Origin of the sequence: Halomicrobium sp. HM KBTZ05, assembly GCF_041530035.1 — an archaeon.
Taxonomy (GTDB): domain Archaea; phylum Halobacteriota; class Halobacteria; order Halobacteriales; family Haloarculaceae; genus Halomicrobium.
Map to the genome: position 1 here is coordinate 2,304,031 of NZ_CP168057.1, position 24,457 is coordinate 2,328,487.

The window sequence follows — 24,457 nt, forward strand, 5'->3', positions numbered from 1 at the left end:
GATGGACGGCGATCGCGACCAGGACGGCGTCGGTATCGAGCCCTTCGAGCCGGACGACGTGGACCTCGCGGATCCGTCGCTGTATCTCAACCGCGAACTCAGCGAGCTGGAGTTCCAGAAGCGGGTGCTCCACGAGGCCGAGGACGAACGGACGCCGTTGCTGGAACGGGTCCGGTTTCTGTCGATTTTCACCCGCAACATCGACGAGTTCGTGATGAAACGGGTCGGCGGCCTCAAACAACAGATCGAGGCCGGCGTCACCGACCGTACCCCCGACGGCCGAACGCCGCTGGAACAGTGGCGAGAGATCCACGACGAACTGCGGCCGATGCTGGCCGCGCAGACGGCGTGTTACCGGGAGACGATCAGACCGGCGCTGGCCGACGCCGGCATCGAGATCCTCGACTACTCGGCGCTGGCGGCCGACGAGCGAGCGCGTCTGCGGACGTACTTCGAGGACTCGGTGTTGCCGACGCTGACGCCGCTGTCGTTCGACCCGGCCCACCCGTTCCCGTTCATCTCGAACCGGTCGCTGTCGCTGGCGATCGTCACGCGCCAGTCCCCCGGCGAGGAACTGACCTTCACTCGGGTGAAGATCCCGCCCAATCGGCCGCGGCTGGTCGAACTCGAAGCCGGTGCGCGATACGTCCCGATCGAGGCGGTGATTCGCAACAACCTCGACTTACTCTTGCCCAACGTCGAGATCGTCGACACGGCGCTGTTCCGGCTGACGCGCAACGCCGAGGTCAGGCGCGACGAGGAGATCGCGGAGGACCTGATCGACATGATCGAGGAGGTCCTCGAACAGCGCCGGTTCGCGTCCGTCGTGCGGCTCGAAATCGAGGCCGACGCCCACACGTTCGCTCGCGAAACGCTACAGGAGCAACTGGAGCTGGACGAACGCGAGATCTACGAGCGGGAGGGGCCGCTGGACTACCGGGAGTTCGACCGCCTCGTCGACCTCGATCGGCCGGCGCTGCAACGCGACGCCTGGACGCCCAGACCACACCCCCAGCTGACCGCGACCGACCGGACCGCGATCGGCGAACACACCACGAAACACCAGAGCGTGTTCGAGCGGGTCGGCGAGACGGACATCCTCCTCCATCACCCGTACCACGACTTCACCCAGACCGTCCAGTCGTTCCTCCACGAGGCGGCGACCGACCCCGACGTGCTGGCGGTGAAGGCCGCGATCTACCGGACGACGAGCGACTCGCAGGTGATCCAGTCGCTGATCGACGCGGCCGAGAACGGCAAGCAGGTGGCGGTGATGGTCGAGCTGAAGGCCCGCTTCGACGAGCAGAACAACCTCGAATGGGTCCGGACGCTCGAAGAACACGGCATTCACGTCGCCTACGGGACGATCGGGCTGAAGACCCACACGAAGACGGCGCTGGTCGTCCGCGAGGAGGACGACGGCGTGGAGCTGTACTCTCACGTCGGCACGGGCAACTACCACTCCGAGACCGCGAAAGGGTACGTCGATCTGGGCCTGCTGACCGCCGACCAGGACATCGGACAGGACCTCGTGACGGTGTTCAACTTCTTCACCGGCCCCTCGCTGGACGAGCAGTTTCGGAAGCTCCTGATCGCGCCGGTGACGATGCGCGAGCGGTTCACGCGGTACATCCGACGGGAAGCCCGGTACGCGCAGGCGGGACACCCGGCCCGGATCGTCGTCAAGGTCAACGGGCTCGAAGATCCGGCCATCGTCGAGGAACTGTACCGCGCCGCGATGGCGGGCGTCGACGTCGACCTGATCGTCCGCGACATCTGTCGGCTGCGTCCCGGCGTCGAGGGCGTCAGCGAGAACGTCGACGTGTACAGCCTCGTCGGGCGGTTCCTGGAACACTCGCGGATCTTCTACTTCGAGAACGGAGCCGCGCCCGACGACCCCGCGGCGGCCGAGACGGTGGGCGATCCGCGGTACTTCATCGGCAGCGCCGACTGGATGACCCGGAACCTCGACTACCGGGTCGAAGCGGTCACGCCCGTCGACGATCCGACGATCCGGCGACAGCTGAAGTTCGTGCTCGAACTGACGCTGGCCGACAACCGTCACGTGTGGGAGATGCAGTCTGATGGGAGCTACGAGCAGCGACGGCCCGGAGACGAGTCGGCCATCAGTACGCAGGACGTGCTGATGGAACAGACACGGGCGGCCGCCAGCCAGGACGAACCGGTGGCCGGCCTGATCGAACCGTACCCGATCGACGGCGACCTGCTCGTCGAGGCGGGGCCACCCCGGAGCACCGATACCAGTGAAGTCGACGGTGACGACACGGAAGTGACGAACGACCCTGAGGCGCAACTCCCCTCCGAAACCGACGGCGGGTCGCCGCGGATCCTCGATCGACACGAGGACCGCTGGTACGAGCCCGACAGCCGGACCTACGAGTACGCCGTCCGGACGCCGGACGGACAACGAGTGTACCGAAAGACCGCGGACGGAGCCGCTTCGGCGCTCCGCCAGTACTACGAGTAGCCGAGGGCGGCCGTCTCAGGGACGCGGTGCGGCCTTCTGGAGTGCGCTCTCGGCGATGTTCCCGCCGTAGTCGGCGGTCCGGGACAGCGAGTCGACGACCAGCCCGAGCACCTGGGCGCTCTGGGGGTCGGCCTCCCGGACCTGTTCGTCGACCTCGCGGGCCATCGCGTCGACGTCCTCGATGGTGCCACGGGCCTGGTTGGCCTGCTCGACGGCTTCCTCGGAGTCGTCGGCCAGCAGCGCCTCCATCGCGGTTTCGGGCACGGTCGCGGCCTCCTCACGGAGCGTCCGGAGCTTCTCGCCGGTCTCGCCGCTGATGGCGTCGATCTCGCGGGACAGCTCGGCGATCTTCGTCGCGTGGTCGGCGATGCGCTCCAGCTGGCGGGCGCTGGACTGGTAGTCGAAGACGGTCTCTCGGGGGAAGCCGATCTCGGTCGCCGCCGTCGGATTCCGCAACACTGTCCGGAACACGCGCGAGACCATGTACCAGAGACGGTCCACGTCCTCGTCGCGGTGGATCACGTCGGCCGCGAGGTCGTCGTCGTCCTCGACGAGGGCGTCGATGGCGTCTTCCAGCATCGTCAGCGAGACCAGTTGCATCCGCGTGATGGCGTTGTGGACCGACAGCTCCGAGGAGTCGAGCAGGTCCTGCAGGACGACCCGATCGGAGGTCTCCTCGATCACTTCCAGCCCCACGAGCCCCTGGACGGCGTCGCGGACCACGCGGCGCTGTTTCGGCGAGATCCGGGGCGTCTCCAGCGTGATGACGTCGAAGCCGCTCACGTACATCGTCATCACCGCGCGGGTGAGCTCGTGGTCCTCGTCGAGACCGCTGATGTCCAGCGTCCCCTCGACGCGCCCGTTCTCGCGGCGGGGCGAGAGCAGGAGGAGGTCCTCTTCGGCGTGAAACTCCACGACGCTCCCGGCGCTCACGTCGTTTTCTGTCGCCCATTCTTTAGGAAGCGAGACGGTGTACGTCGATCCACCCGTCACCTGCACCTTTCGCGTCTCCATAGATCCCTCTCGCGCCCAGAACAACATAAACCCATAGGGAACTATATAGCGACAACGATACGAGAGGTTTCGGAGAGAACAAAACGGGCGTCGACGACGGAGAACCGTCTCAGAGAGTGGTTCCGGGGCAGTACCGGGAGAGGAGAACCAGTTCCGGACTGCCCGGAACGAGGGAGTAACGGCGGTGTGACTGGCGTTTTTCTCTCCATGGATATCTATACCAAACATACTCCTATATAGACTACGTACAGTTTGGTACTCTTCATAGTAGAGTACTTATTCACCCCTGAGTACGCTTCAGACGATGACACGGGACCCCAACAGGGACGTTTCGCGTCGGAAATTTATCGCCGGAGGGTTGGCCGGTGTGACGGCGCTGTCGGGTTGTGTCCAGAACACGCGTCGGGACGCGTGGGGCGGCGGTTCCGACGACGGTGGTGGCGGCGACGGTCTCTCCGGGCAGGTCATCGTGAAGGGAAGCAGCACTGTCTTCCCGATATCTGACACGATGGCCGAGAAGTTCATGGAAGAACACGGCGAGGTCAACGTCACCGTCGACCCGACTGGGAGCGGTGGCGGCTTCGAAAACTGGTTCTGTGCCGGTGACTCCGACATCAACGGCGCGTCACGGCCGATCACGGACGCCGAGGTCGAGCAGTGTACGACCAACGACGTGGAACCGATCGAGTTCCAGGTCGCTGGCGACGCGCTGACGATGGCCGTCAACAACGACGCCGAGTGGGTCGAGTGCATGAGCTTCGAGGAACTGCGCCAGATCTGGAGTGACAACGACGTTACCCACTGGTCGGACGTACGCGATGACTGGCCCGACCGGAAACTCGAACTCTACGGTCCGGCGTCGACCTCCGGGACCTTCGACTGGTTCAACGAGAACGTCGTCGGCGAGGAGACCCAGCACACGACCGACTACCAGCCGACCGAAGAAGACGAGACGATCGTTCGGGGGATCCGCGACAACGAAGGCGGCATGGGATACTTCGGCTACGCGTACTACAACTCGAACTCGGAAGCCGTCAAGGCGATCGACGTCAAGGTCGAGACAGACGGGGAGTGTACATCCCCGAGCCTCCCGAACGCCAAGGACGGCTCCTACCCGATGGCGCGGCCGCTCTTTCTCTACGTCGCCGAGTCGGCGCTCCAGCGCGAGGAAGTGTACGAGTACGTCCGGTACTACCTCGAACAGTCCGAAACGGACGTGGTACAGGACATCGGCTACGTCCCGTCCAGCGCCGAGCAACGCGACGAGAACCTCGCCAAGCTCGAAGAGGTCGCCGGATAGAACAGTGCTGTCTCAGGACACACACATGGAGAACACACGGAGGCGAACACGATGAGCGCCGAGACGCCCGAACCGGATATCACGTCCAGACCACGCGGGCGTGCGGCGCGCGAACGGATGTACCGGTACGTCCTGTTGCTGTGTGCGGCGCTGTCGATTCTCGTGACGATCAGCATCGTCGTGTTGCTCGCGCGGGACGCGATCACCTTCTTCACGCTCGTGAACCCGCTCGAGTTCTTCGGCGGGACGGAGTTTCTCCTCAGCCGGAACGTCTACGGGCTGCTCCCGCTGTTGAGTGGCACCCTGCTGGTGACGGTGATCTCCGCGCTGATCGCCCTGCCGACCGGCGTCGCGGCGGCGGTGTATCTCAGCGAGTACGCCAGCGACCGGATGCGCTCGGTGTTAAAGCCCGGTCTGGAAGTCCTCGCGGGGATTCCGACCGTCGTCTACGGGATCTTCGCGCTCGTCTACGTGACACCGTTCCTGCGGACGATCGGCCTGCCGGTCAACACCTTCAACATTCTCAGCCCGTCGATCATGGTCGGGATCATGATCATCCCGATGGTGTCCAGCCTGAGCGAAGACGCCATGAGCTCCGTCCCGGACTCGCTGCGGCGGGCCGGCTACGGGATGGGAGCGACGAAGTTCGAGGTGACCACCGGCGTGGTCTTGCCCGCGGCGGCGTCGGGGATCTTCTCCTCGTTCATCCTCGCGCTGTCGCGAGCCATCGGCGAGACGATGATCGTCGTGGTCGCGGCCGGCAGTCAGCCCCGGATGCTGAACCTCGCGGAGCCCCTCCAGAACCTCTGGCAGGGATTCCAGCCGATGACGGCCGCGATGGTCCAGATCAACAGCGCCGACAGCGTCAGTCAGCTCGGGTTCAGCAGCATGTTCGCGATCGGGCTGACGCTGTTTGTGATCACGTTCCTGCTGAACCTCGTGAGCAACCGCATCGCAGCCCGATACCGGGAGGAGTACGAATGAACGACACAACGATGGGTGAGCACTGATGGCGACGACGGAACCGGACGTCGACTGGCACGGCGACGACAGCTCGGTCAACCACCTCCGCGGGCGAGCGTTCGAGGCGACCTGCCTCGCGGCGACCGCGTTCGGACTCGTCTCCGTGTTGCTCCTCTTGCTGTTCGTCGCCAACGACGCGTTCAGACCGCTCTCGGCCGACAGCGGGTGGCTCCTCACCTACGCCGCGACCGTGCTGGCCCCGCTGGCCGCGCTCGCGGTGTACTACTACCGGCTCGACGAACCGGCCGGCGAGGTCGCGTACGTGACCAGCGGCCTCCCCGTGGTCGGCGTCTTGCTCACGGGCGGGTTCGTGGTCATGTTCATCGAGTTGCTCTCGATCCTCGAGTGGTTCGCGCTGGTGACCTCGCTGGTCGCGGCCGGCGGCCTGATCGTCGCCCACGGACGCCTGCGGCCCAACGCGGCCCTCGAACGCCTCGTCGTGCTGTTTGGCGCGCCGGTCGTGACGGTCCTGGGGACCCCGCCGGCCCAGTTCAACTGGCTCGTCACCGACCTGGCGGCGGCGCTGGGCGTCGACTTCGGGCTGTACCACCGCGTGATCAGTCTGCGAGAAGTGCTGTTGCGCCTGCCGTACGTGCCCACCAACTGGCTGTTGCTCCTCGGGACGCTGGTCGCGCCACTCGCCGTGGCCGGCGGCGTGTTCGTCGCCCGGCGTCGAGACTCCCGACGGGCCGGCTTCGCGGTCGTCGGCGCGACACTCGTCGGCGCGCTTGCCGGCCTCGTCACCGGTCCGGCGCTCGGGATCGGTTACGGCGGCTGGATGCTGCTGGTCGCGTTCGTCGCGCTGCCGGTCGGCATCTACGTCGAGGGCGTCGTGCGCCGTCGCGAAGGCGTGCGCGGACTGGCCTTCCCGGTCATCGCCGTCCTCGGCGTGGCCGTCGGCAGCGTCGTCGTCGATGCCGCCGGCTTCGCCGGTCCCGACTCCTGGCTCGACTGGGGGTTCCTGACCAGTGCGACCTCGCGGACCGCCGCCGACGCCGGGATCTACCCCGCGATGGTCGGCTCGATCATGATGATCATCGTGATCGTCCTGGCGACGTTCCCCGTCGGCGTCGGCGCGGCGATCTATCTCGAAGAGTACGCCCCCTCCGAGGGGGCGATGGGCAAGTTCGTCACGCTCGTCGAGATCAACATCGGGAACCTGGCCGGCGTCCCCTCGGTCGTCTACGGCCTGCTGGGACTGGCACTGTTCATCCGGATCGTCCAGTGGCCCCAGGGCTCGATCGTCGTCGCCGGCCTCGCGGTCGGCCTGTTGATCTTGCCGATCGTCATCATCTCCGCACAGGAGGCGATCCGCTCGGTGCCCGACTCGTTCCGACAGGCCTCCTACGGGATGGGGGCGACCCGCTGGCAGACGATCCGGCAGGTCGTCCTGCCCGAAGCGCTGCCGGGGATCCTCACCGGGACGATCCTGGCGCTCGGGCGCGCGATCGGCGAGACGGCACCGCTGCTGATGATCGGGGCGGCGGCGTCGGTGCGACTCGCCCCGAACGGCTTCTTCGACGTGGCGAGTATGATGCCCCGACAGATCTACAGCTGGTCGAGCGAACTGGAGCCGGCGTTTCGCCACGGCGTCCTCGCCGCTGGCGTGATCACGCTCCTGGCGGTGTTGCTGGTGATGAACGCGACTGCGATCGTCATCCGCAACCGGTATCAACGAGAGTGACAATTCATGACACAGAACGAGATGACGAGCGACGACAGTACCGATCCCACGGCCGCTGCGACCACTTCCACCCCGGACCCGTCGGGTGAGCCACTCGTCGACCAGTCGATCGAGGTCGACGGCACCGACGGCGGTGCCCAGACCGGTCGTGAGCAGGTCATCGAGGCCCGGGACCTGGACGTCTTCTACGGCGACGTACAGGCGCTACAGGACATCACCATGTCGATCCCAGAGAATCAGGTGACGGCGATGATCGGCCCATCGGGCTGTGGGAAGTCCACGTTCCTGCGGTGTATCAACCGGATGAACGACCTCATCGACGCCGCCAGGGTCGAGGGCGAACTCTACTTCGAGGGCAAGAACATCTACGACGACGACGTGGACTCGGTCGCACTGCGCCGCCGGATCGGGATGGTGTTCCAGCACCCCAACCCCTTCCCCAAGAGCATCTACGACAACGTCGCCTACGGCCTGCGGATCCAGGACGAGACCGAGAACCTGGACGAGAAGGTCGAGACGGCACTCAAGCGAGCGGCGCTGTGGGACGAAGTCGAGGACCAGCTCGACAAGTCCGCGCTCGACCTCTCGGGTGGGCAACAACAGCGCCTCTGTATCGCGCGGGCCATCGCCGTCGATCCCGACGTGATCCTCATGGACGAGCCGGCGTCGGCGCTGGACCCGATCGCCACCTCGAAGATCGAGGACCTCATCGAGGAACTGGCCGAAGAGTTTACTGTCGTCATCGTCACACACAACATGCAACAGGCCGCCCGGATCTCGGACAAGACCGCCGTCTTCCTCACCGGCGGCGAACTCGTCGAGTTCGGCGACACGCAGTCGATCTTCGAGAACCCCGAGCACCAGCGCGTCGAGGACTACATCACCGGCAAGTTCGGATAACACCGACGAATGGCACCCGACTACGACGCCGTCGTCTTCGACAACGACGGCGTGTTGATCGAACGGACCGACGAACGGCTGCTGGCCGAAGCCGTCGGCGAGGCGTTCGCGGCGTTCGACGTATCGGTCGACGAGGAGCGCGCCCGCGAGATGGCCGCCAGTGACGGACCACCCGGCGAGGCCTTCGAACGCCGCTTCGACATCGACCCCGCAGAGTTCTGGCAACGCCGGGAGGCGAAGGCCAGTGCGATCCAGCGCGAGGCGATCCACAGTGGCGAGAAGTCCCTCTACGACGACACGGCGGTCCTCGAAGCGCTCCCACACGCGACCGGGCTCGTCAGCAACAACCAGCACGCGACGATCGAGTTCATCCTCGACCACCACGACCTCGGGCGGCACTTCGAGACCGCGTACGGACGCGTCCCCACCATCGACGGGGCGAGACGCAAGAAGCCAGACCCAAGCTACATCGAGCAGGCACTCGACGACCTCGGCACGCGATCGGCGCTGTACGTCGGCGACAGCGAGAAAGACGTGGTCGCCGCCCAGCGGGCCGGGATCGACTCGGCGTTCGTCCGGCGTGACCACCGGGCCGACCTCGACCTCTCGGCGACGCCGACCTACGAGGTCACAGACCTCTACGAACTGGCCGACCGACTGGGCGTCCGGATCGAGTGAGACGGATTGTTGTCGATCTGTCCCGGATCGACCGCACGACCTCGTGCGATCGACCTGGCAAACGGCGACAACAATCCGTATGAGTTCCCCCCGCGCAATCGACACATGACACGAGATCGCTACGAAACAGAGCTCGAAGCACTGAAAGAGGGCGTCACGTCGATGGCGACGCTGGTCGTCGAGCGCCTCCGCGAGGCGGCACGCGCCTACGAGGACGGCGACGAGGACGGCGGCCGGGAGATCGCCCAGCGCGACGACGAGATCAACGAGCTGTATCTCGAACTCGAAAGCGAGTGTATCGATCTGCTGGCGCTCCAACAGCCCGTGGCCGGCGATCTCAGATTCGTCGTCGCGACGTTCAAGATCCTCACCGATCTGGAGCGAATCGCCGACCTCGCCGCCAACATCGGCCGGTACGCCGGGACGCCCGGGCGCGACCGCCTCACCGTCGTCCCGATCGCAGACATCGCGGACATGGCCAGCAGCCAGGTGGCCGACGCGATCGCGGCCTACGTCGAGGAGGACCCGGAACAGTGTCGGACGGTCGTGGCCGGCGACACGGACCTCGATCAGCGCTGTGAGGCCGCGGCCGACGACCTCGTGCGATACCTGGCGGCGTACGACGCGGCCGGCGACGACCACGAGACGCTGCTGGCAGACACCAAACAGTTTCTCCTGACCGTCCGTGACCTCGAACGGGTCGGCGACCACGCCGTCAACATCGCTGCCCGGACCTTCTACATGATCGAGAGCGACGACGAACTGATCTACTGATCGACTCTGTCTGCATCCCCGCGAGTGAATCGAGCGGGGTTCACTGGTCCGAGCGAAGTGAGGACCAGCCTTTTCACCCACGTTTTTGCGCGAGTGGTCAGCTCGGCTGACCCGACGCGCAAAAAGGTGGGTGAGAGCGACGACGAACTGATCTATTAGCTGCCCGGAGTTCGTCGAAGGGAAAGCCTGATACGGATGTCCGGCGCAAGACCGTGCATGCCACGCGAATCGTATCAGGAACGCCTCGAAGAGCTCCGGGAGGACGTCCTCTACATGTCCGAAGTCGTCCTGGAGCGGTTCCGCGTCGGACTCGACGCGCTCGAACAGAAAGACGAGGAGCTGGCCTGGGAAGTCATCGAGGGCGACGACGAGATCAACCAGATGTACCTCGAACTCGAACAGGACTGTGTCGACCTGCTGGCGCTCCAACAGCCCGTCGCCGGTGACCTGCGCTTCATCGCCGCCTCGTTCAAGATCATCACCGACCTCGAACGCGTCGCCGACCTGGCGACCAACCTCGGCGAGTACACGCTCACCGCCGACCGGGACATGTTCCCCGAGGTCGACATCCAGGGCATCGCCGACCACACCCTGGAGATGATCGAGGACGCGATGGCGGGGTACCGCGACGAGGACACCGACGCCTGCTACCAGATCGCCGAACGGGACGACGAGATCGACGAGCGCTGTGAAGACGCCTCGGAGGCGGTCGTCCGCGACCTCATCGAGCGCGAGGTCGGCGACGGTGCCGACGACGCGGAGATCGAACAGCTGATGAACGACGTGTCGCGTCTCCTGCTGACGATTCGGGACCTCGAACGGGTCGGCGATCACGCCGTCAACATCGCCGCCCGGACGCTGTACATGGTCGAGAACGACGACGAACTGATCTACTGATCGAACCCGTCTGCATCCTCGCGAGCGGAGGAGTCGTCGACAGTGCCGACCCGAGCCGAAAAGTGCGGGCGAAGACGACAGACCGAGCGACTAGTCGAGCGAACGGTCCTGTCCGCCGGCCAGACCGGCCTCGGTGATCCGGAACTGGACGGTGTCGCCCGCGGCCTTCGCGCGGTGTTTCTCCAGTGTCGCTCTCCGATTCCCGCCCCGGAACCGGTCGAGCCGGACGATCGCGCCGGACCAGTGGTTCAGCGTGTGGCCGCCCAGCGCTCGGGTGCCGTCGCTGTCCGGGTCCGCGAAGACCTGATTCGTGACGGCCACGGCCAGGTCGTGCTTGCGCGCCAGCGAGAGCAGGTGCGTGATCTGACGGGCCACGTCTCGCAGCGCCTCGCCGCCGTCGCCGTCGTCCCGTTCGAGCCGGTAGAAGCCGGTCGCGCTGTCGAGGACGATCAACTCGACCTGCGAGGCCAGCTCCGCGGCGTCCTGGACGGCGACCTCCTGGTCCTCGAAGTCGAGCGCCTCGGAGACGACGATCCGTTCGGCCAGGTCCGCGAGCGTCTCGTCCGTCTCGTCGGCGCGCGCCCCTGCGATCTGCTCCATCCGGTCGGCCGACAGTCCCTCCGTGTCGATGTACAGCGCCGATTCGCCGGCGGCCGCCACTTCGACTGCGCCACTGAGCGCGAGGTTCGTCTTGCCCGCTGCCGGTGGGCCGTAGATCTGAGTGACCGCGCCGCGCTCGAACCCGCCACCGAGCAGGTCGTCGATCTCCGCGCAGCCGGTCGAAACGTACTCGCTCACGTCCTCGGCTACGGTGAGGCGCGGTTAAACGCTGACGACCGACGCGTGACCTGCGTTCGCTGATCGGCACCTGCGACGGTAGATACTTGGAGGCGAGCGACAAGTGACGACTAGTGATCGTCGTCGCAACCGCGGACTTCGAGGTGTACCACGGCGTCGTCGGCGAGCTGCGGGACCGCGGCGTCGACTTCACGACGATCGAGCCGGGCGAGGAACTGCCCGACGAGACCAGCGTCGTCGTGACGGCGGCCGACGAGAGTCACGAGCCGGCGGGCGTCGAAGTCGTGCGAGCGGATCCGGCGACACCGCGTGCGGCCGTCGACGAGGTGGTCTCGTTGCTGCGGGGCAACGGCGGCAAGCTGGTCGTCGGGATCGACCCCGGTGACCGGCCTGGCATCGCCGTCCTCTCGGGCGAGATGGTCGTGGCCGCGTTCCAGGTGCCGGCCGACCAGGTCGCCGAGGCCGTCCACGAGGAGCTGGCCGACGCGGTCGACCCGCTCGTCCGGATCGGCGACGGCGCGCGGCTGCTGGGGGCGCGGATCATCGACGATCTGGGCGACGTGACCGTCGAACTGGTCGACGAGACCGGGACGACGCCACACCTCGGAACGGGGACCCGTGGCATGGGCGACGTGCTCGCGGCGGTCAACATCGCCCGCATCGAGGGCGAGGAGATCGAGTCCCGCGAGATCGACCCCACCGCGGGCGAACTCAAGCGCATCAAAGAGCGCTCCCGGGAGCAAAGCGAGACGAACCGGGCCATCGGCGAGGGCCTGGCCCGCCGAGTCGCGGACGGGCAGTTGACGATCGAGGAGGCGCTGGCCGAGCACCGCGACGGCGACGACGAGTGACCGGCTGACGACGACCTGAAATCCATTTTGGACGCGCGGGAGCCTCTCGAACCATGCGCCCTCCACTCGGTGCGACGCTCGCGTACGCGGCCAAACGGAAACTGCTCGTCCTCTACGGTGTCGTCTTCGTGGGACTGGCCGTCCGGAACTGGAACGTCCTCGAACCGCTGTCCATCGTCGTCGCCCTGCTGCCACCCTTCCTCCAGCGCCTGCTGCTGAGCGTCTCCGGTTTCCTGACCGAGATCGCCGGCTTCCTGCTCGTGGCCGTCGGGGCGGTCGCGATCCTGAAGACGGTCCTGGACGACTCGCTGGCGACCGACCGTCAGCGTGCAGATCCCTGACGGCTACCGGACGGCGTCTTCGGCCCGGCGAAGCACCTCGCGGACGGGCAGTCCGGTCTCGTCTGCGACCGCGGCGGCGTCGTCGTACTCGCCGCTCACGTCGAAGACGGTGCCCTCGCTGTCGGTGGCGACCTTCACGTTGATCTCGTAGGCGTCGCCGTCGATCTCGACCGTGGCCGTGACGATCTCGCGGTCGGCGATCCAGCGGTGGCCGGCACCGTGGGCTCGCACGCCCAGCGTTCCCGTCTCCTCGGCGAGTCGGCGCGCGACGCGCTCGCTGTCTGCCGGCTTGCAGACCACCTTGACGAGGTGGCCCGGCCGTGACTTCTTCATCGTGGCCGGGAGGATCGACACGTCTCGCGCCCCCGCCTCCTGCAGTCGTTCCTGCAAGCTACCCAGCACCTCCGGCGTCGTATCGTCGAGGTTCGTCTCCAGGACGGTGATCTCGTCACGACGGAGCCCGCCGCCACCGTCGCCGACGATCGCCCGCAGGACGTTCGGGCGGTTCTCGAACGAGTACCCCCCAGCGCCGTAGCCAGACGCCTCGACGGCGAGTTCCGGCAGCGCGTCGACGCCGTCGGCGAGGTGTGCGAGGATCGCCGCGCCGGTCGGCGTCAGCAACTCGGCGTCGACGGGTCCGCCAGCGAGCGACCAGTCGGCGCGCTCGGCGATCTCGACGACGGCCGGGCCGGGAACGGGGTAGGTCCCGTGGCTCATCTCGACGGTGCCACCGCCCGCGGAGAGCGGCGTCGTGACGACGCGTTCGACGCCGAGGTCGTCCAGCAGGAGACAGACGCCGACGATGTCGGCGATGGCGTCGTCGGCCCCGACCTCGTGGAAGTGCATCTCGTCGAGCGTGATGTCGTGGACCGCGGCTTCGGCCTCGCCGAGGATCTCGAAGATCGCCAGCGCGTCGCGCTCGACGCTGGCGGGGAGGGCCATCTCCCCGACGATCTCGCGAACCTCGCCCAGCGACCGGGACGGACCGTGCCCCTCGGCGGCGGTGTCGCCGTGAGTGTGACCGTGGCCGCCGTCCGCGTGGTCGTGGCTGTGGTCGTGCCCCGGTACCTTCGAAGGCATCTGGTGGTTCGCGTCGGTCCCGTCCGTCCGAGCCTCGTCTACGTCGGTCAACACGACCGCGACGCTCGTGGCACCGATCCCGCGTTCGACCGTCTCGGAGAGTTCGTACCGGATCGGGAGGGCGTCCTCGACGGGGGCGAGGGCGTCGCGATCGGCACCGACGGCCAGGAGGGCAGCGAGCAGCATGTCGCCGCTGGCACCCATGCGGCCGTCGAAAGCGAGTGTTCGCATACCCGTTGCGTCGGTACGCCGAAAGAAAAGTACCCCGAAGCGCCGATCAGTTGCGGACGACGTGGACGTCGTACTCCTCGTCGGCTTCCTCGCCGACCGGCACGACCACGTCCTCGTCGTCGCTCCCGACGAACAGGACGGTCGCGTCCACGTCGCCGGCAGTCTGGCGAACGTCCTCGGAGAAGCCACCCGCAGGCGAGTGTGCGCTCACGTCGGTGTAGCGCAGTTCCGTGTCGTCGGTCGCCTCCTCGATCTTGCGTTCGAGGTCCTGCGTGACCGATTCCAGCGGGAAGTCGTCGTCGAGATCCACCCACTGCCGGCGCTCGGCGTAGCTGTTGCCGGTCGGGATGTAGCTGACGGCGACGACATCGCGATCCAGCGCCGTACCGTACTCGACTGCGCGTTCGAGTGCCACACGGGCCGGCGACGATCCATCGTACGGAACGAGAAACACCATAGTCGCGGCTTTCTCGGCCAGCCCTATGAAAGCTACCACCACGGCAAGGTGTGACATGAATGGGCAACCGACGTACGGTGGCGGCGTCGATAACGCGGCCGCACGGGTGTGACACATGATAACATAAGTACCTGCCGGACGAACAGGGGACCGCCGGTAGCATAAAGCATATCTCCGGTCACGACTGAAATCAGGTATCCCCGCAGACTAACTATGAACGAGGTTCAACTGGAGGTCGCGAAAGCGTACCCGAACGACTCGGGGCGCGGTATCGCTCGCCTGGATCCGGACACGCTCTTGCATCTCAAACTCTCGCCCGGCGACATCATCGAGATCGAGGGAAGTGACACCACCGCCGCGAAAGTGTGGCGTGCGGATCGACAGGACTGGAACACCGACACGGTGCGCATCGACGGCTTCACGCGACAGAACGCCGACGTGGGTATCGGCGAACGCGTGACGATTCGCAAGGCCGACGCCGAGAAGGCCGACAAGCTCGTGCTGGCTCCGCCCGAAGAAGCCAGCGTCCAGTTCGGCTCGGACGCGGCGGGCATGGTCAAGCGCCAGATCCTCAAGCGCCCGGTCGTCGAGCGCGACATCGTCCCCGTGATGTCCAGTACGAACCACCCGTTCATGCGCTCGCCGGGCCAGGCGATCCCGCTGATCGCCGTCGAGACCGAGCCCGAGGGCGTCTGTCTCATCACCGAGGACACGGACGTGGAGTTGCGCGAAGAGCCAATCAGCGGCTTCGAGAAGACCGGCGGGGGCATCACCTACGAGGACATCGGCGGCCTCTCCAGTGAGATCCAGCGGGTCCGCGAGATGGTCGAGTTGCCGATGAAACACCCCCAGATCTTCAAGAAGCTCGGCATCGAGCCGCCACAGGGGGTGTTGCTCCACGGTCCACCGGGCACGGGCAAGACCCTGCTCGCGAAGGCCGTCGCCAACGAGACCTCTGCCAGTTTCTTCTCTATTGCCGGTCCGGAGATCATCTCGAAGTACTACGGCGAGTCCGAACAGCAACTCAGGGAGATCTTCGAGGACGCCAGCGAGGAGGCCCCCTCGATCATCTTCATCGACGAACTGGACTCGATCGCGCCCAAGCGCGAGGACGTGACCGGCGAGGTCGAGCGCCGTGTCGTCGCCCAGCTGCTGACGATGATGGACGGCCTCGAATCCCGCGGGCAGGTCATCGTCATCGCCGCGACCAACCGCGTCGACAGCGTCGATCCCGCACTGCGCCGACCGGGCCGGTTCGACCGCGAGATCGAGATCGGCGTTCCCGACGAGGTCGGCCGCGAGGAGATCCTCCAGATCCACACCCGCGGGATGCCCCTCTCGGACGACGTGGCCCTCTCGAACCTGGCGACCGAGACCCACGGGTTCGTCGGTGCCGACATCGAGAGCCTGACCAAAGAGGCCGCGATGAAGGCGCTGCGCCGGTACCTCCCCGAGATCGACTTAGACGAGGAGGACATCCCGCCGAGCCTGATCGACCGCATGATCATCAAACGCGAGGACTTCCGCGGTGCCCTCAACGAGGTGAGTCCGAGCGCCATGCGGGAGGTGCTGGTCGAGCTCCCGAAGATCTCCTGGGACGACGTGGGCGGCCTCGACGACGCCAAAGAGCAGGTCCAGGAGTCCGTCGAGTGGCCGATGAACAGCCCGGAGAAGTTCGATCGCATGGGCGTCTCGCCGCCCTCTGGCGTCCTGCTGTACGGGCCGCCGGGGACCGGCAAGACCCTGATGGCCAAAGCCGTCGCCAACGAGACCGACGCCAACTTCATCTCGGTGCGGGGCCCACAGCTCCTCTCGAAGTGGGTCGGCGAGTCGGAGAAGGCGATCCGTCAGACCTTCCGGAAGGCCCGGCAGGTCGCACCGACGGTGATCTTCTTCGACGAACTCGACTCGCTCGCACCGGGACGTGGCGGCGAGACCGGGAGCAACGTCTCCGAGCGCGTCGTCAACCAGCTGCTGACCGAACTCGACGGGCTCGAAGAGATGGAGGACGTGATGGTGATCGGCGCGACCAACCGGCCGGACATGATCGATCCGGCACTGATCCGCTCGGGTCGCTTCGACCGCCTCGTGATGGTCGGCGAACCCGGCATCGAGGGTCGCGAGCAGATCCTCAAGATCCACACCGACGACACGCCGCTGTCGCCGGACGTGAGCCTGCGCGAACTCGCTGAGATGACCGGCGGCTACGTCGGCTCCGACCTGGAGTCGATCGGCCGCGAGGCCGCCATCGAGGCGCTGCGCGAGGACGACGACGCCGACATGGTCGAGATGAAGCACTTCCGGCAGGCCATGGAGAACGTGCGCCCGACGATCACCGACGACATCCGCGACTACTACGAGCAGATGCAAGACGAGTTCAAGGGCGGCGGCGAACCCCAGCAGACTCAAGGCGGCGGCCGCATCGGCTTCCAGTAACCGTCCGCCGCTCTTATGGACGTTTCAAGGCTAAAACCTCGCCCTTTAGGGCGGGGATACAGCCGACAACTCCTCCACTAACCACGTTCCATGGCACTGCTGGATATTCCACGCCCAGTCGTTGTGTTTAATATACAATCTCCCATAACTAGTTATGAATACAGTCCGATGCTGGAGACAACTCGCACCTATCGAGCGAAAATCGTTAACCACCAACAGGTGAGTGACGACCTCAACCAGTGCGGGTTCTCCGCGTCGAAACTGTGGAATGTCGCCCGATACTACACGCAAGGCCGATGGGATGAAGACGGGGAAATACCCGACGACGGCGAACTCAAATCCGAACTCAAGGAACACGAACGATACAGTGACCTACATTCTCAGTCAAGTCAGCGAGTTCTTGAAGAGCTTGCTGAGTCGTTCACCAGTTGGTACAAAGCACGCCAACGCGGAGACGAGGACGCCAACCCACCGGGCTATCGCAAACACGGCGACGAACACCCGCGCTCCACCGTGACGTGGAAGCAGAAAGGCATCAAGCACGACACGAAGCACAACCAACTTCGTCTAAGCAAGGGATTCAACCTAAAGAACCACCGCTCGGATTTCATCCTCTGTGAGTACAAAACACGACCAGACGTGACTGTGGAGAACATCCAGCAGGTTCGCGCCGTCTGGAACGGCGACCGCTGGGAACTGCACCTCGTCTGTAAGGTCGAAATTCCCGTCGAGGACGCACCGGGAGACAACACGGCGGGGATCGACCTCGGCATCAAGAACTACCTCGCGATCGCTTACGACAACGGTGACGCCGAGTTGTATCCGGGGAACGTGCTGAAGCAGGACAAGCACTACTTCACTCGTGACGAGTACGACACAGAGGGCGAGAACGGTCCGTCACACCGTGCGCTTCGCGCCCGACAGAAACTCTCGCGTCGGAAAGACCACTTCCTGCACTCGCTCGCCAAGCACGTTGTAGAGCGGTGCATCGGCCACGAAGTTGGTCGTATTGCCATCGGTGACTTGAGTGAGATTCGTGAAGACGAGAACGGAGAGTCACGGAACTGGGGTCGAAGCGGGAACAAGAAACTCCACGGGTGGGAGTTTGACCGCTTCACGACGCTCTTGGAGTACAAAGCAGAGGAACACGGAATTCTTGTTGACCGTGTTTCCGAGAGAGATACGTCGAAGACGTGTTCGTGCTGTGGACGGAAGCGTGACGCCAACCGTGTGGAACGTGGCCTGTACGTCTGTGAATCGTGCTGTGCAACGATGAACGCGGACGTGAATGGTGCGGTGAATATTCGCAGAAAGATAACTCAGAATCCTCCAACGGAGGATATGAGTAACGGTCGTTTGGCACGGCCAGTAGCCTACCTGTTCAACCAAACCTCTGGGTCGTTCCGCCCGAGGGAACAGGTGGGTTGCGAACCGTAATATCCCAACGCTCGGGAATCCTCGCCCTTCAGGACGGGGAGGATGTCAACCGGATCGGTAGAGGTTCAGTCGCTGTACGACCGAGCCCAGCAGGACGGCGATCGGGATGATTTCGAGCCGTCCAACCCACATGTTGACGATCAGCATTGCCTTCGCCGGTTCTGGCATCGTCGGGCCGGTAATGCCGGAGTCGAGGCCGACGTTACTCTGTGCGCTCATCACGTCGAAGATCACGTACTCCAGGGGATGTGCCGGCGAGAGCACGCGCAGGAGGACGGCAACGCCGATGGCGAGGAACGTGATCCAGAGGACGAACACGACCGTCGCTTCGGTGAACTCTCGCTGCGCCTGCTCTTCGCTGAGTCGGCGGTTCCCGATCGTGAGATAGCGGATCGCCGTCTGGGGGTAGAAGATGTCCTGGATCTGCCAGGCAGTCCCCTTGACGATCGTGATCACGCGGATGAGCTTCAGTCCGCTCACCGTCGATCCGGCCGCCCCGCCGGTGAGCATCCCGACACACGTCAACAGCGTTGCGCCGGCACTCCAGACCGACTCCGTTCCGCCGCCGATCGTCGTGCTCCCGAAGCCGGTGTTCGAAGTCGCAGAGACGAACTGGAACAGTGCGGTGCGAAACGTCTCTTCGAGCGTGGCGTACTGGCCGTTGGCGAAGAGGATCCCCGTCAGTGCGAGCGATCCCACCGAGAACCAGATGAGCACCCAGCGGGTCTGCAGGTCGGCGTAGAAGTTCCGGATCTCGCCTTTGAAGATCAGGTAGTGGATCGGGAATGCGATGCTGCCGGCGACCATGATCGGGACCGTCGCGTACTCGATCAGGGGGCTCCCGTAGTGGCCGATCGACTCGGCGTGGACGGAGAATCCACCCGTCGCGATGCCGGTCATCCCGTGGTTGATGGCGTCCCACAGCGGCATGCCCGCGAGGAGGAACAGACCGATCGAGCCGAGAGTGAGGCCAACGAATATCTTCCAGATCTCCTGGACCGTCGTCACGATGCTCGGATGGATCTTTTCCGACCGGGCCTCGCTCTCGTAGAGCGTGTACGAGCCGCTGCTGGAACCACCGCGCCGGAGAATCGCGACGGTCAACACGATGACGCCGACGCCGCCGACCCACTCGATGAACGACCGCCACCAGTGAAGGGAGCGTGGCAGTTTCTCCTCGACGGCAGCCATCGTGAGTCCGGTCCCGGTAAAGCCGCTCATACTCTCGAAGACCGCGTCGAGCGGATGGAGGAACACCGCGGTCGTCGCGTCCATCGGCGGCGTGTTCGTCCAGGCGGGGAAGGGATCGATCTGGATCGTCCACGCGATCAGGAAGAAAGGCAGGCCACCGAAGACGCCGACGAGCGCCCACGCCGTCGCGGCGGTGACCATCGCCTCCCGTTTCTCCGGTGGCCCAGCCCACCTGTACCACCGGGCGAGTCCGGTCCCGATGCCGGCCAGCAGCGCGGCAGAGAGGAGGAAGGCGGGTATCGCGTAGAACTCCCTGTTGATGCCTGCGACGACGACCGAGGCGACCATCATCAACGAGATGGCCTGGAAGATGCGGCCAACGTCTCGACCGACGGTGTTCGTGTTCACTTTCATGTTACAGCACTCCCGTCCCTTCGGTCCCCAGGGACCACCCGCCGACGGTGTGGTCGGTCGGGCGGGACCTGATCGTCGAGTGTTTGCTCATCGTCGTGTCAGTCGTGTTCAAAATCCGAAGCCGTCAGACTCGTTCGCTTCGTGGTCCTCGTAGTGGCCGAAGATGTCGGTCACCGCCGGTGTCGCGCCGATCCCCGAGTAGACGGTCAACAGGTCCTCGTGCTCGATCCGGGTCTCTCCGCGGGGCGTGATCGGGGAGTCGGCCTCGGGCCGTTCGATCGCGACGACGAGCGTCTCGTCGTCGAGCAGGCCGGCCTCGTCGGCTTCCCCTAGTGTCATCCCGGCGATCGGGGCGTCCTCTGCGACGGTGATCTCGAACACCTCGGCCACGTCCCCGACTCGCATGTAGTCGACGACCGACGGTCGCTCGACGGCTCGAAAGAGATAATCGGCGATGAGTCGCTGTGGGTTCTCGATCGTGTTGACGCCGATCTGGCGAAAGAGGTTCATGTGCTCGGGGTTGTGGACAACCGACACGATCGCCGGTATGTCGAGTTCCTGGGCCAGCAGCGAGATCATCACGTTCGTCGCGTCCTGATCGCTCGTGGCGATGATCGCGTCTGCCCGCTGGGCCCCGGCGTCACGCAGGGTCTCCTTTACCGTCGCGTCCGCGTTGACGACCAGGCAGTCGTGTTCGCTGGCGACCTCGTCTGCTCTCTCCGGGTCTCGTTCGATGACGACGACCTCGTTTCCAGAGCGCGTTGCGATCTCTATCAGCGGCGTGCCGATGTCTCCCGCGCCGACGACGATGATGTACATGAGTGTGTGATGGTGGGTTAGTCGAACGACGATACAGTCAGGGGACCGGACAGCCGAGGTGACGACGGGACGGTGTGTGTCGGCTGTCGCCACTTCCGAGGGGCGAAGTCCGGGACCCAGTGGCGTCAGTCACGAGACTTCCCCTCCGAGTCGCCGTGTACCCGTCCAAGATAGTGCCAGTGGTACTTGCCCCCTCCGTCCTCGTCCTCGACGGGCGGGGCCCACCGGACTCGGTACGTGAAGGGGCCATGCGCTTCGCCCGTCTCGTCCGGGCGTTTCACGACTGCGATGGTGTACGCGCCGTGATCCTCGGTCCGGACGAGTTCCTCACCCTCGCGCGACTCGATGGCGTCGGTGATCGACGGGTGTTCTCCGAGCAGCTGCTGGGCGTAGTGGATGATCTCCCTGAGCTGGCCGTCGTCGCTGTCCTGGAGTGCGGTGACGACGCTGTCGGGGATATCCTCGGGTGGACTGCTGTTGGTTGCTGTCATGGTGGTTGTCGTGTGCCTCTGAATCGGTCACCGGGACCGGCGACGCGCACTCGGTGGCCGACTCGAACGGTTGTGTCGTCTCTGTGGAACGCTGTCCTCTGCTAAATTTTCGCGGCGTAATAAATACTCCGGTTAGAGTTTCGCCATCGAAAATCTGATGCAGAATATTTTTCGATCAAGAATTCGTGCGGGTGAGTATGACAACGACGAACCAAGACGATGCCCGCCAGTACACCTGCGAATCGGGGGTTAATTATGCGTTATAACCGTAGTTCCAGTATGGAGTACCGCGTTGACGAGATCGACAAACGCATTCTCTACTACCTGGCTCAGGATGCCCGAAACACGGCCGCGCCGGAGATCGCCGAAGAGATGGAGGTGACACCGGCGACGATCCGCAACCGGATTCGGCAACTCGAACAGGAGGGGGTGTTGCGGGGATATCTCGCGGACATCGACTACAAGTCTATCGAGGGACACGTCACCTACCAGTTCAGCTGTACCGCACCGATTCCGGAGCGTGATCGGCTCGCACAGTCCGCGCTGGAGGTCTCCGGAGTCGTGACCGTCCGGAAGCTGATGACCGGGAACTCGAATCTCACGATAACCGTCGTCGGCTCGGATACGAGCGATGTCGGCCGTATCGCGGGCGAGTTGTCGGACCTCGGAGTAACGATCGAAGACGAGAACGTCATCGATGGGGCGTACCATCGACCGTACGATCCCTTCGGCCCGGAAGACGCACCGAAGGGGCCGTCCCTGACCGACTTCATGAGCCTCGCCGGTGGCGCGGAAGTCGTCGAGTTCACGGTGTCGGAGGGAGCGGCGATCACTGGGCTGACGATCGAGGAGGCCGTCGAGGACGAACTCCTGAGCGACGAGATGCTGGTGGTCGGTGTCGAACGCGGCGGCGACGTACTCACGCCCAAGGGCGAGACGGTCATCGAGACCGGCGATGTCGTCTCGCTGTTCTCGAAGACGGGACTGGAGAGAGACGCTCTCGAAGTGTTCGGGACCGAATCGACGCCCTAAGCCGTCGACGACCTGGTGCGTCTCTCGACGGCCAGGGCGTCGGGAGGAGCCCACCGCGATATCACACGCTATTTGTTCGTCGGCGAAGACGTATCGATTGATGCCCTCCAAAATTGAAGCCGTCGTCCTGAACGAACCGGCCGGCAGCCCGAAGACGCTCGTGATGTTCTTCGGAGCGGTTCTGTTCGTGGGCGTCTACGCCTACGGTGCCCTGCGCGGCAGTTCGAACACTTTTCTCCTCGTCATGGCCGCGGGCTTCGTCCTGTCGGGGATCGCAGAGTCCCTGCCGACGGATCGTCGACGGACCGCAGGCGTCCTGCGTGTCACCGCGATACTGATCCTGCTGGCTCTGGTCGCCGTCGTCCTGTTCGCACCCGATCAGGTTCTCTCCTGAGCGCCTCACTCCCTTCGACCGCAAAAAAGCGCCGCTGACAGCCTACAGCTCGCCCAGCTTCCGCAGCAGCTGGCCGCGGTACTCCTCGTCGGCGCGGACGCCTTTCATCTCCAGGACGTTACGCTGGAGCTTGTCGAGGGCGACGTTGAACGCCGTGTCGGAGCCGTAGCCCTCGCCGGAGCCGGCGGCCTGTCCCTTGTTGGTGCGCAGGCGGATCTGACACTGGATCAGTGGCGTGCCACGGAGCTTCTCTTTGTGTTCGTGGAAGCGCACGTGGGCGTGCTGGACCTGCATGTCCTGGTACTTGCTGGCCACGTCGCCGATCTCCTCGCGGATGTCGTCCCGAGAGATCGTGTTGTCCAGGAGGTTGATGTTGGTGATCTGTACGTCCATGTGGTCCTCCTCGGTGAACGTCAGCGCGCGGAGCACGTCCGTCTTGGTGACGATGCCGGCGACCAGCGAGTCGTCGTGGTCCGGCGTGACCACGAGGCCGGCGAAGTCGTTTTCGAGCATCCGCTCGACGGCGTCGCGAACGGAGTCGTCAAGCGAGGTCGTCTCGACGGGGCTGTTCATCACGTCGTAGACCGGTAGATCGAGGACGCGGTCGTTCTCGCCCGAGCGGTCGCCCCGCGTCGCCTTGTTCATGTCTCGGACGACCACGTCGACGATGTCGTGGGTCGTGACCATGCCAGAGAGGTCCCCGTCGTCGTCGAGCACGGGGATACGAGAGATGCCGTGCTTGCGTAGGAGGTTGATCGCTTGCCCGACGTGGGTCTCCTCGGTGATCGTCACGACGTCTTTGGTGTAGATCTGTTCGACGGTGAGAGCATCGAGATTCTCCAGGACGGCGTCGAGAATGTCGTCGCCCGTGACGACGCCCCACAGAGAGTCGCCCTCGAAGACCGGTGCGATCTTCGCACCGCCCTCGACGAGGACGCGAGCGACCTCGCGGACGTCGTCGTGGCGTTCGACTTTCGGGGCCGACCGCATCATCGCACCTGCCTTCGCGTTGTCCTCGACGTGGGACTGGACCAGCTGCTTCTGGGTAATCACGCCGGCGTACGCCCCGTCCTCGGTGATGACGATTCCCTTGGGGTTCTCGCGCTCGAAGATCGAGCGCACTTTCCCGAGGCGGACATCGGCGTCGAGTTCAACAAAATCACTAGTGGCAATATCAGCTATATTCATCGTACTTCCCATTACGAGGGTTCGACGCCGGAGGTAATCAAAGTTGGTTCCGGTTCCAGCCCCTGAGAACGCTCGTCGGACTCGCTCACCCCCGCAGTTCATTGTGCCAGCGCCCGAACACCCGGCGTGCTCCCGGACATCACCGTCCTCGGTCCGTACACGTACCTCGCGACAGAGATCGTGTGGGGTCTCGTCGCGGCCGGCCTGCTCTGGTACGCCGACGCGGCCCGGACTGCCGCCCGAACGATCGCCGTCCTCTATCCGTTCGCGTACGTCTGGGACTGGTACACGCTGGAGGTCGGCGTGTTCGCGATCCCGATGCGAACTGGCGTCGAACTGCTTGGGATCCCGATCGAGGAACACATCTTCATGCTCGTCGTTCCGGCGATGGTCGTCGGCGCTCACGAGACACTCGCGCGACTCGACGACGACTGACGCTGTCGGCTGTTCGTCCCGTGGCCGTCGCAACCGAGGGAGCGATATCGTAACGCGCCGACACAGACGGTGCGAGGCGGCACCGGAGAGCCAGCGACGACGGC

At 64.9% G+C, this 24,457-nt stretch carries 23 protein-coding genes; 15 read left to right on the top strand and 8 right to left on the bottom strand.

Annotated elements, in window-relative coordinates:
- Position 1: 1 nt before the first annotated feature.
- The gene (gene ppk1 / locus ACAH01_RS11995; protein ID WP_372479334.1) at positions 2 to 2,488 is read left to right on the top strand and encodes a polyphosphate kinase 1; all 2,487 of its coding nucleotides are present in this window, start codon (positions 2 to 4) and stop codon (positions 2,486 to 2,488) included.
- Positions 2,489 to 2,503: 15 nt separating this feature from the next.
- On the opposite strand, the gene ACAH01_RS12000 is transcribed toward ppk1, so the two are convergent.
- Positions 2,504 to 3,502 carry a phosphate uptake regulator PhoU gene (locus tag ACAH01_RS12000; protein ID WP_153552946.1) on the bottom strand — a complete coding sequence of 333 codons (999 nt, stop codon included), beginning with the start codon at positions 3,500 to 3,502 and terminating at the stop codon, positions 2,504 to 2,506.
- Between the two features lie 304 nt (positions 3,503 to 3,806).
- On the opposite strand from ACAH01_RS12000, the gene ACAH01_RS12005 reads away from it, so the two are divergent.
- The 7 genes from ACAH01_RS12005 (at position 3,807) to phoU (ACAH01_RS12035) (ending at position 10,758) form a co-directional block, all read left to right on the top strand.
- The gene (locus tag ACAH01_RS12005; protein ID WP_372479335.1) at positions 3,807 to 4,802 is read left to right on the top strand and encodes a PstS family phosphate ABC transporter substrate-binding protein; all 996 of its coding nucleotides are present in this window, start codon (positions 3,807 to 3,809) and stop codon (positions 4,800 to 4,802) included.
- Between the two features lie 51 nt (positions 4,803 to 4,853).
- Complete coding sequence (gene pstC / locus ACAH01_RS12010; protein WP_170093829.1) at positions 4,854 to 5,786, top strand: phosphate ABC transporter permease subunit PstC; 933 nt, start codon at positions 4,854 to 4,856, stop codon at positions 5,784 to 5,786.
- 25 nt (positions 5,787 to 5,811) lie between these two features.
- Positions 5,812 to 7,509: a phosphate ABC transporter permease PstA gene (gene pstA / locus ACAH01_RS12015; RefSeq protein WP_372479336.1), complete on the top strand. Its 1,698-nt coding sequence runs from the start codon at positions 5,812 to 5,814 to the stop codon at positions 7,507 to 7,509.
- A gap of 6 nt (positions 7,510 to 7,515) precedes the next feature.
- The gene (gene pstB / locus ACAH01_RS12020; RefSeq protein WP_372479337.1) at positions 7,516 to 8,409 is read left to right on the top strand and encodes a phosphate ABC transporter ATP-binding protein PstB; all 894 of its coding nucleotides are present in this window, start codon (positions 7,516 to 7,518) and stop codon (positions 8,407 to 8,409) included.
- A gap of 9 nt (positions 8,410 to 8,418) precedes the next feature.
- Positions 8,419 to 9,087, top strand: a complete 669-nt coding sequence (locus tag ACAH01_RS12025; protein ID WP_372479338.1) for an HAD family hydrolase — start codon at positions 8,419 to 8,421, stop codon at positions 9,085 to 9,087.
- 105 nt (positions 9,088 to 9,192) lie between these two features.
- The gene (gene phoU / locus ACAH01_RS12030; protein ID WP_170093825.1) at positions 9,193 to 9,861 is read left to right on the top strand and encodes a phosphate signaling complex protein PhoU; all 669 of its coding nucleotides are present in this window, start codon (positions 9,193 to 9,195) and stop codon (positions 9,859 to 9,861) included.
- Positions 9,862 to 10,077: 216 nt separating this feature from the next.
- Positions 10,078 to 10,758: a phosphate signaling complex protein PhoU gene (phoU, locus tag ACAH01_RS12035; protein WP_372479339.1), complete on the top strand. Its 681-nt coding sequence runs from the start codon at positions 10,078 to 10,080 to the stop codon at positions 10,756 to 10,758.
- Between the two features lie 90 nt (positions 10,759 to 10,848).
- Here phoU (ACAH01_RS12035) and radB read toward each other — a convergent pair whose 3' ends face one another.
- A complete protein-coding gene (radB, locus tag ACAH01_RS12040; RefSeq protein WP_372479340.1) occupies positions 10,849 to 11,556 on the bottom strand; it encodes a DNA repair and recombination protein RadB in 708 nt (235 codons plus the stop codon).
- A 113-nt stretch (positions 11,557 to 11,669) separates the two neighbouring features.
- On the opposite strand from radB, the gene ACAH01_RS12045 reads away from it, so the two are divergent.
- Both ACAH01_RS12045 and ACAH01_RS12050 read left to right on the top strand, forming a co-directional pair.
- Entirely contained in the window at positions 11,670 to 12,407 is a 738-nt protein-coding gene (locus ACAH01_RS12045; protein WP_372479341.1) for a hypothetical protein, read from the top strand.
- A 53-nt stretch (positions 12,408 to 12,460) separates the two neighbouring features.
- Positions 12,461 to 12,748 carry a hypothetical protein gene (locus ACAH01_RS12050; protein WP_170093821.1) on the top strand — a complete coding sequence of 96 codons (288 nt, stop codon included), beginning with the start codon at positions 12,461 to 12,463 and terminating at the stop codon, positions 12,746 to 12,748.
- A 3-nt stretch (positions 12,749 to 12,751) separates the two neighbouring features.
- On the opposite strand, the gene larC is transcribed toward ACAH01_RS12050, so the two are convergent.
- Positions 12,752 to 14,059, bottom strand: a complete 1,308-nt coding sequence (larC, locus tag ACAH01_RS12055; protein ID WP_372479342.1) for a nickel pincer cofactor biosynthesis protein LarC — start codon at positions 14,057 to 14,059, stop codon at positions 12,752 to 12,754.
- A gap of 46 nt (positions 14,060 to 14,105) precedes the next feature.
- A complete protein-coding gene (locus ACAH01_RS12060) occupies positions 14,106 to 14,516 on the bottom strand; it encodes a universal stress protein (protein ID WP_372479343.1) in 411 nt (136 codons plus the stop codon).
- A 213-nt stretch (positions 14,517 to 14,729) separates the two neighbouring features.
- On the opposite strand from ACAH01_RS12060, the gene ACAH01_RS12065 reads away from it, so the two are divergent.
- Positions 14,730 to 16,952, top strand: a complete 2,223-nt coding sequence (locus ACAH01_RS12065) for a CDC48 family AAA ATPase (RefSeq protein ID WP_372479344.1) — start codon at positions 14,730 to 14,732, stop codon at positions 16,950 to 16,952.
- 168 nt (positions 16,953 to 17,120) lie between these two features.
- On the top strand, positions 17,121 to 18,389 hold the full coding sequence (locus ACAH01_RS12070) for an RNA-guided endonuclease InsQ/TnpB family protein (RefSeq protein WP_372479345.1): 1,269 nt from the start codon (positions 17,121 to 17,123) through the stop codon (positions 18,387 to 18,389).
- Between the two features lie 45 nt (positions 18,390 to 18,434).
- On the opposite strand, the gene ACAH01_RS12075 is transcribed toward ACAH01_RS12070, so the two are convergent.
- From ACAH01_RS12075 to ACAH01_RS12085, 3 genes are all read right to left on the bottom strand, one after another.
- Positions 18,435 to 19,994, bottom strand: a complete 1,560-nt coding sequence (locus ACAH01_RS12075; protein WP_372479346.1) for a TrkH family potassium uptake protein — start codon at positions 19,992 to 19,994, stop codon at positions 18,435 to 18,437.
- 108 nt (positions 19,995 to 20,102) lie between these two features.
- Positions 20,103 to 20,813 (bottom strand): TrkA family potassium uptake protein, encoded by a 711-nt coding sequence (locus tag ACAH01_RS12080; RefSeq protein ID WP_372479347.1) that lies wholly within the window; start codon positions 20,811 to 20,813, stop codon positions 20,103 to 20,105.
- 125 nt (positions 20,814 to 20,938) lie between these two features.
- The gene (locus tag ACAH01_RS12085) at positions 20,939 to 21,304 is read right to left on the bottom strand and encodes a hypothetical protein (RefSeq protein ID WP_372479348.1); all 366 of its coding nucleotides are present in this window, start codon (positions 21,302 to 21,304) and stop codon (positions 20,939 to 20,941) included.
- Between the two features lie 279 nt (positions 21,305 to 21,583).
- On the opposite strand from ACAH01_RS12085, the gene ACAH01_RS12090 reads away from it, so the two are divergent.
- Both ACAH01_RS12090 and ACAH01_RS12095 read left to right on the top strand, forming a co-directional pair.
- Positions 21,584 to 22,336, top strand: coding sequence for a winged helix-turn-helix transcriptional regulator (locus ACAH01_RS12090; RefSeq protein WP_170093814.1), 753 nt, complete (start codon positions 21,584 to 21,586; stop codon positions 22,334 to 22,336).
- 100 nt (positions 22,337 to 22,436) lie between these two features.
- Complete coding sequence (locus ACAH01_RS12095) at positions 22,437 to 22,730, top strand: hypothetical protein (protein ID WP_372479349.1); 294 nt, start codon at positions 22,437 to 22,439, stop codon at positions 22,728 to 22,730.
- Positions 22,731 to 22,772: 42 nt separating this feature from the next.
- On the opposite strand, the gene ACAH01_RS12100 is transcribed toward ACAH01_RS12095, so the two are convergent.
- Complete coding sequence (locus ACAH01_RS12100) at positions 22,773 to 23,918, bottom strand: CBS domain-containing protein (protein WP_170093812.1); 1,146 nt, start codon at positions 23,916 to 23,918, stop codon at positions 22,773 to 22,775.
- 126 nt (positions 23,919 to 24,044) lie between these two features.
- On the opposite strand from ACAH01_RS12100, the gene ACAH01_RS12105 reads away from it, so the two are divergent.
- Positions 24,045 to 24,353: a lycopene cyclase domain-containing protein gene (locus tag ACAH01_RS12105; protein ID WP_170093811.1), complete on the top strand. Its 309-nt coding sequence runs from the start codon at positions 24,045 to 24,047 to the stop codon at positions 24,351 to 24,353.
- Positions 24,354 to 24,457 lie beyond the last annotated feature (104 nt).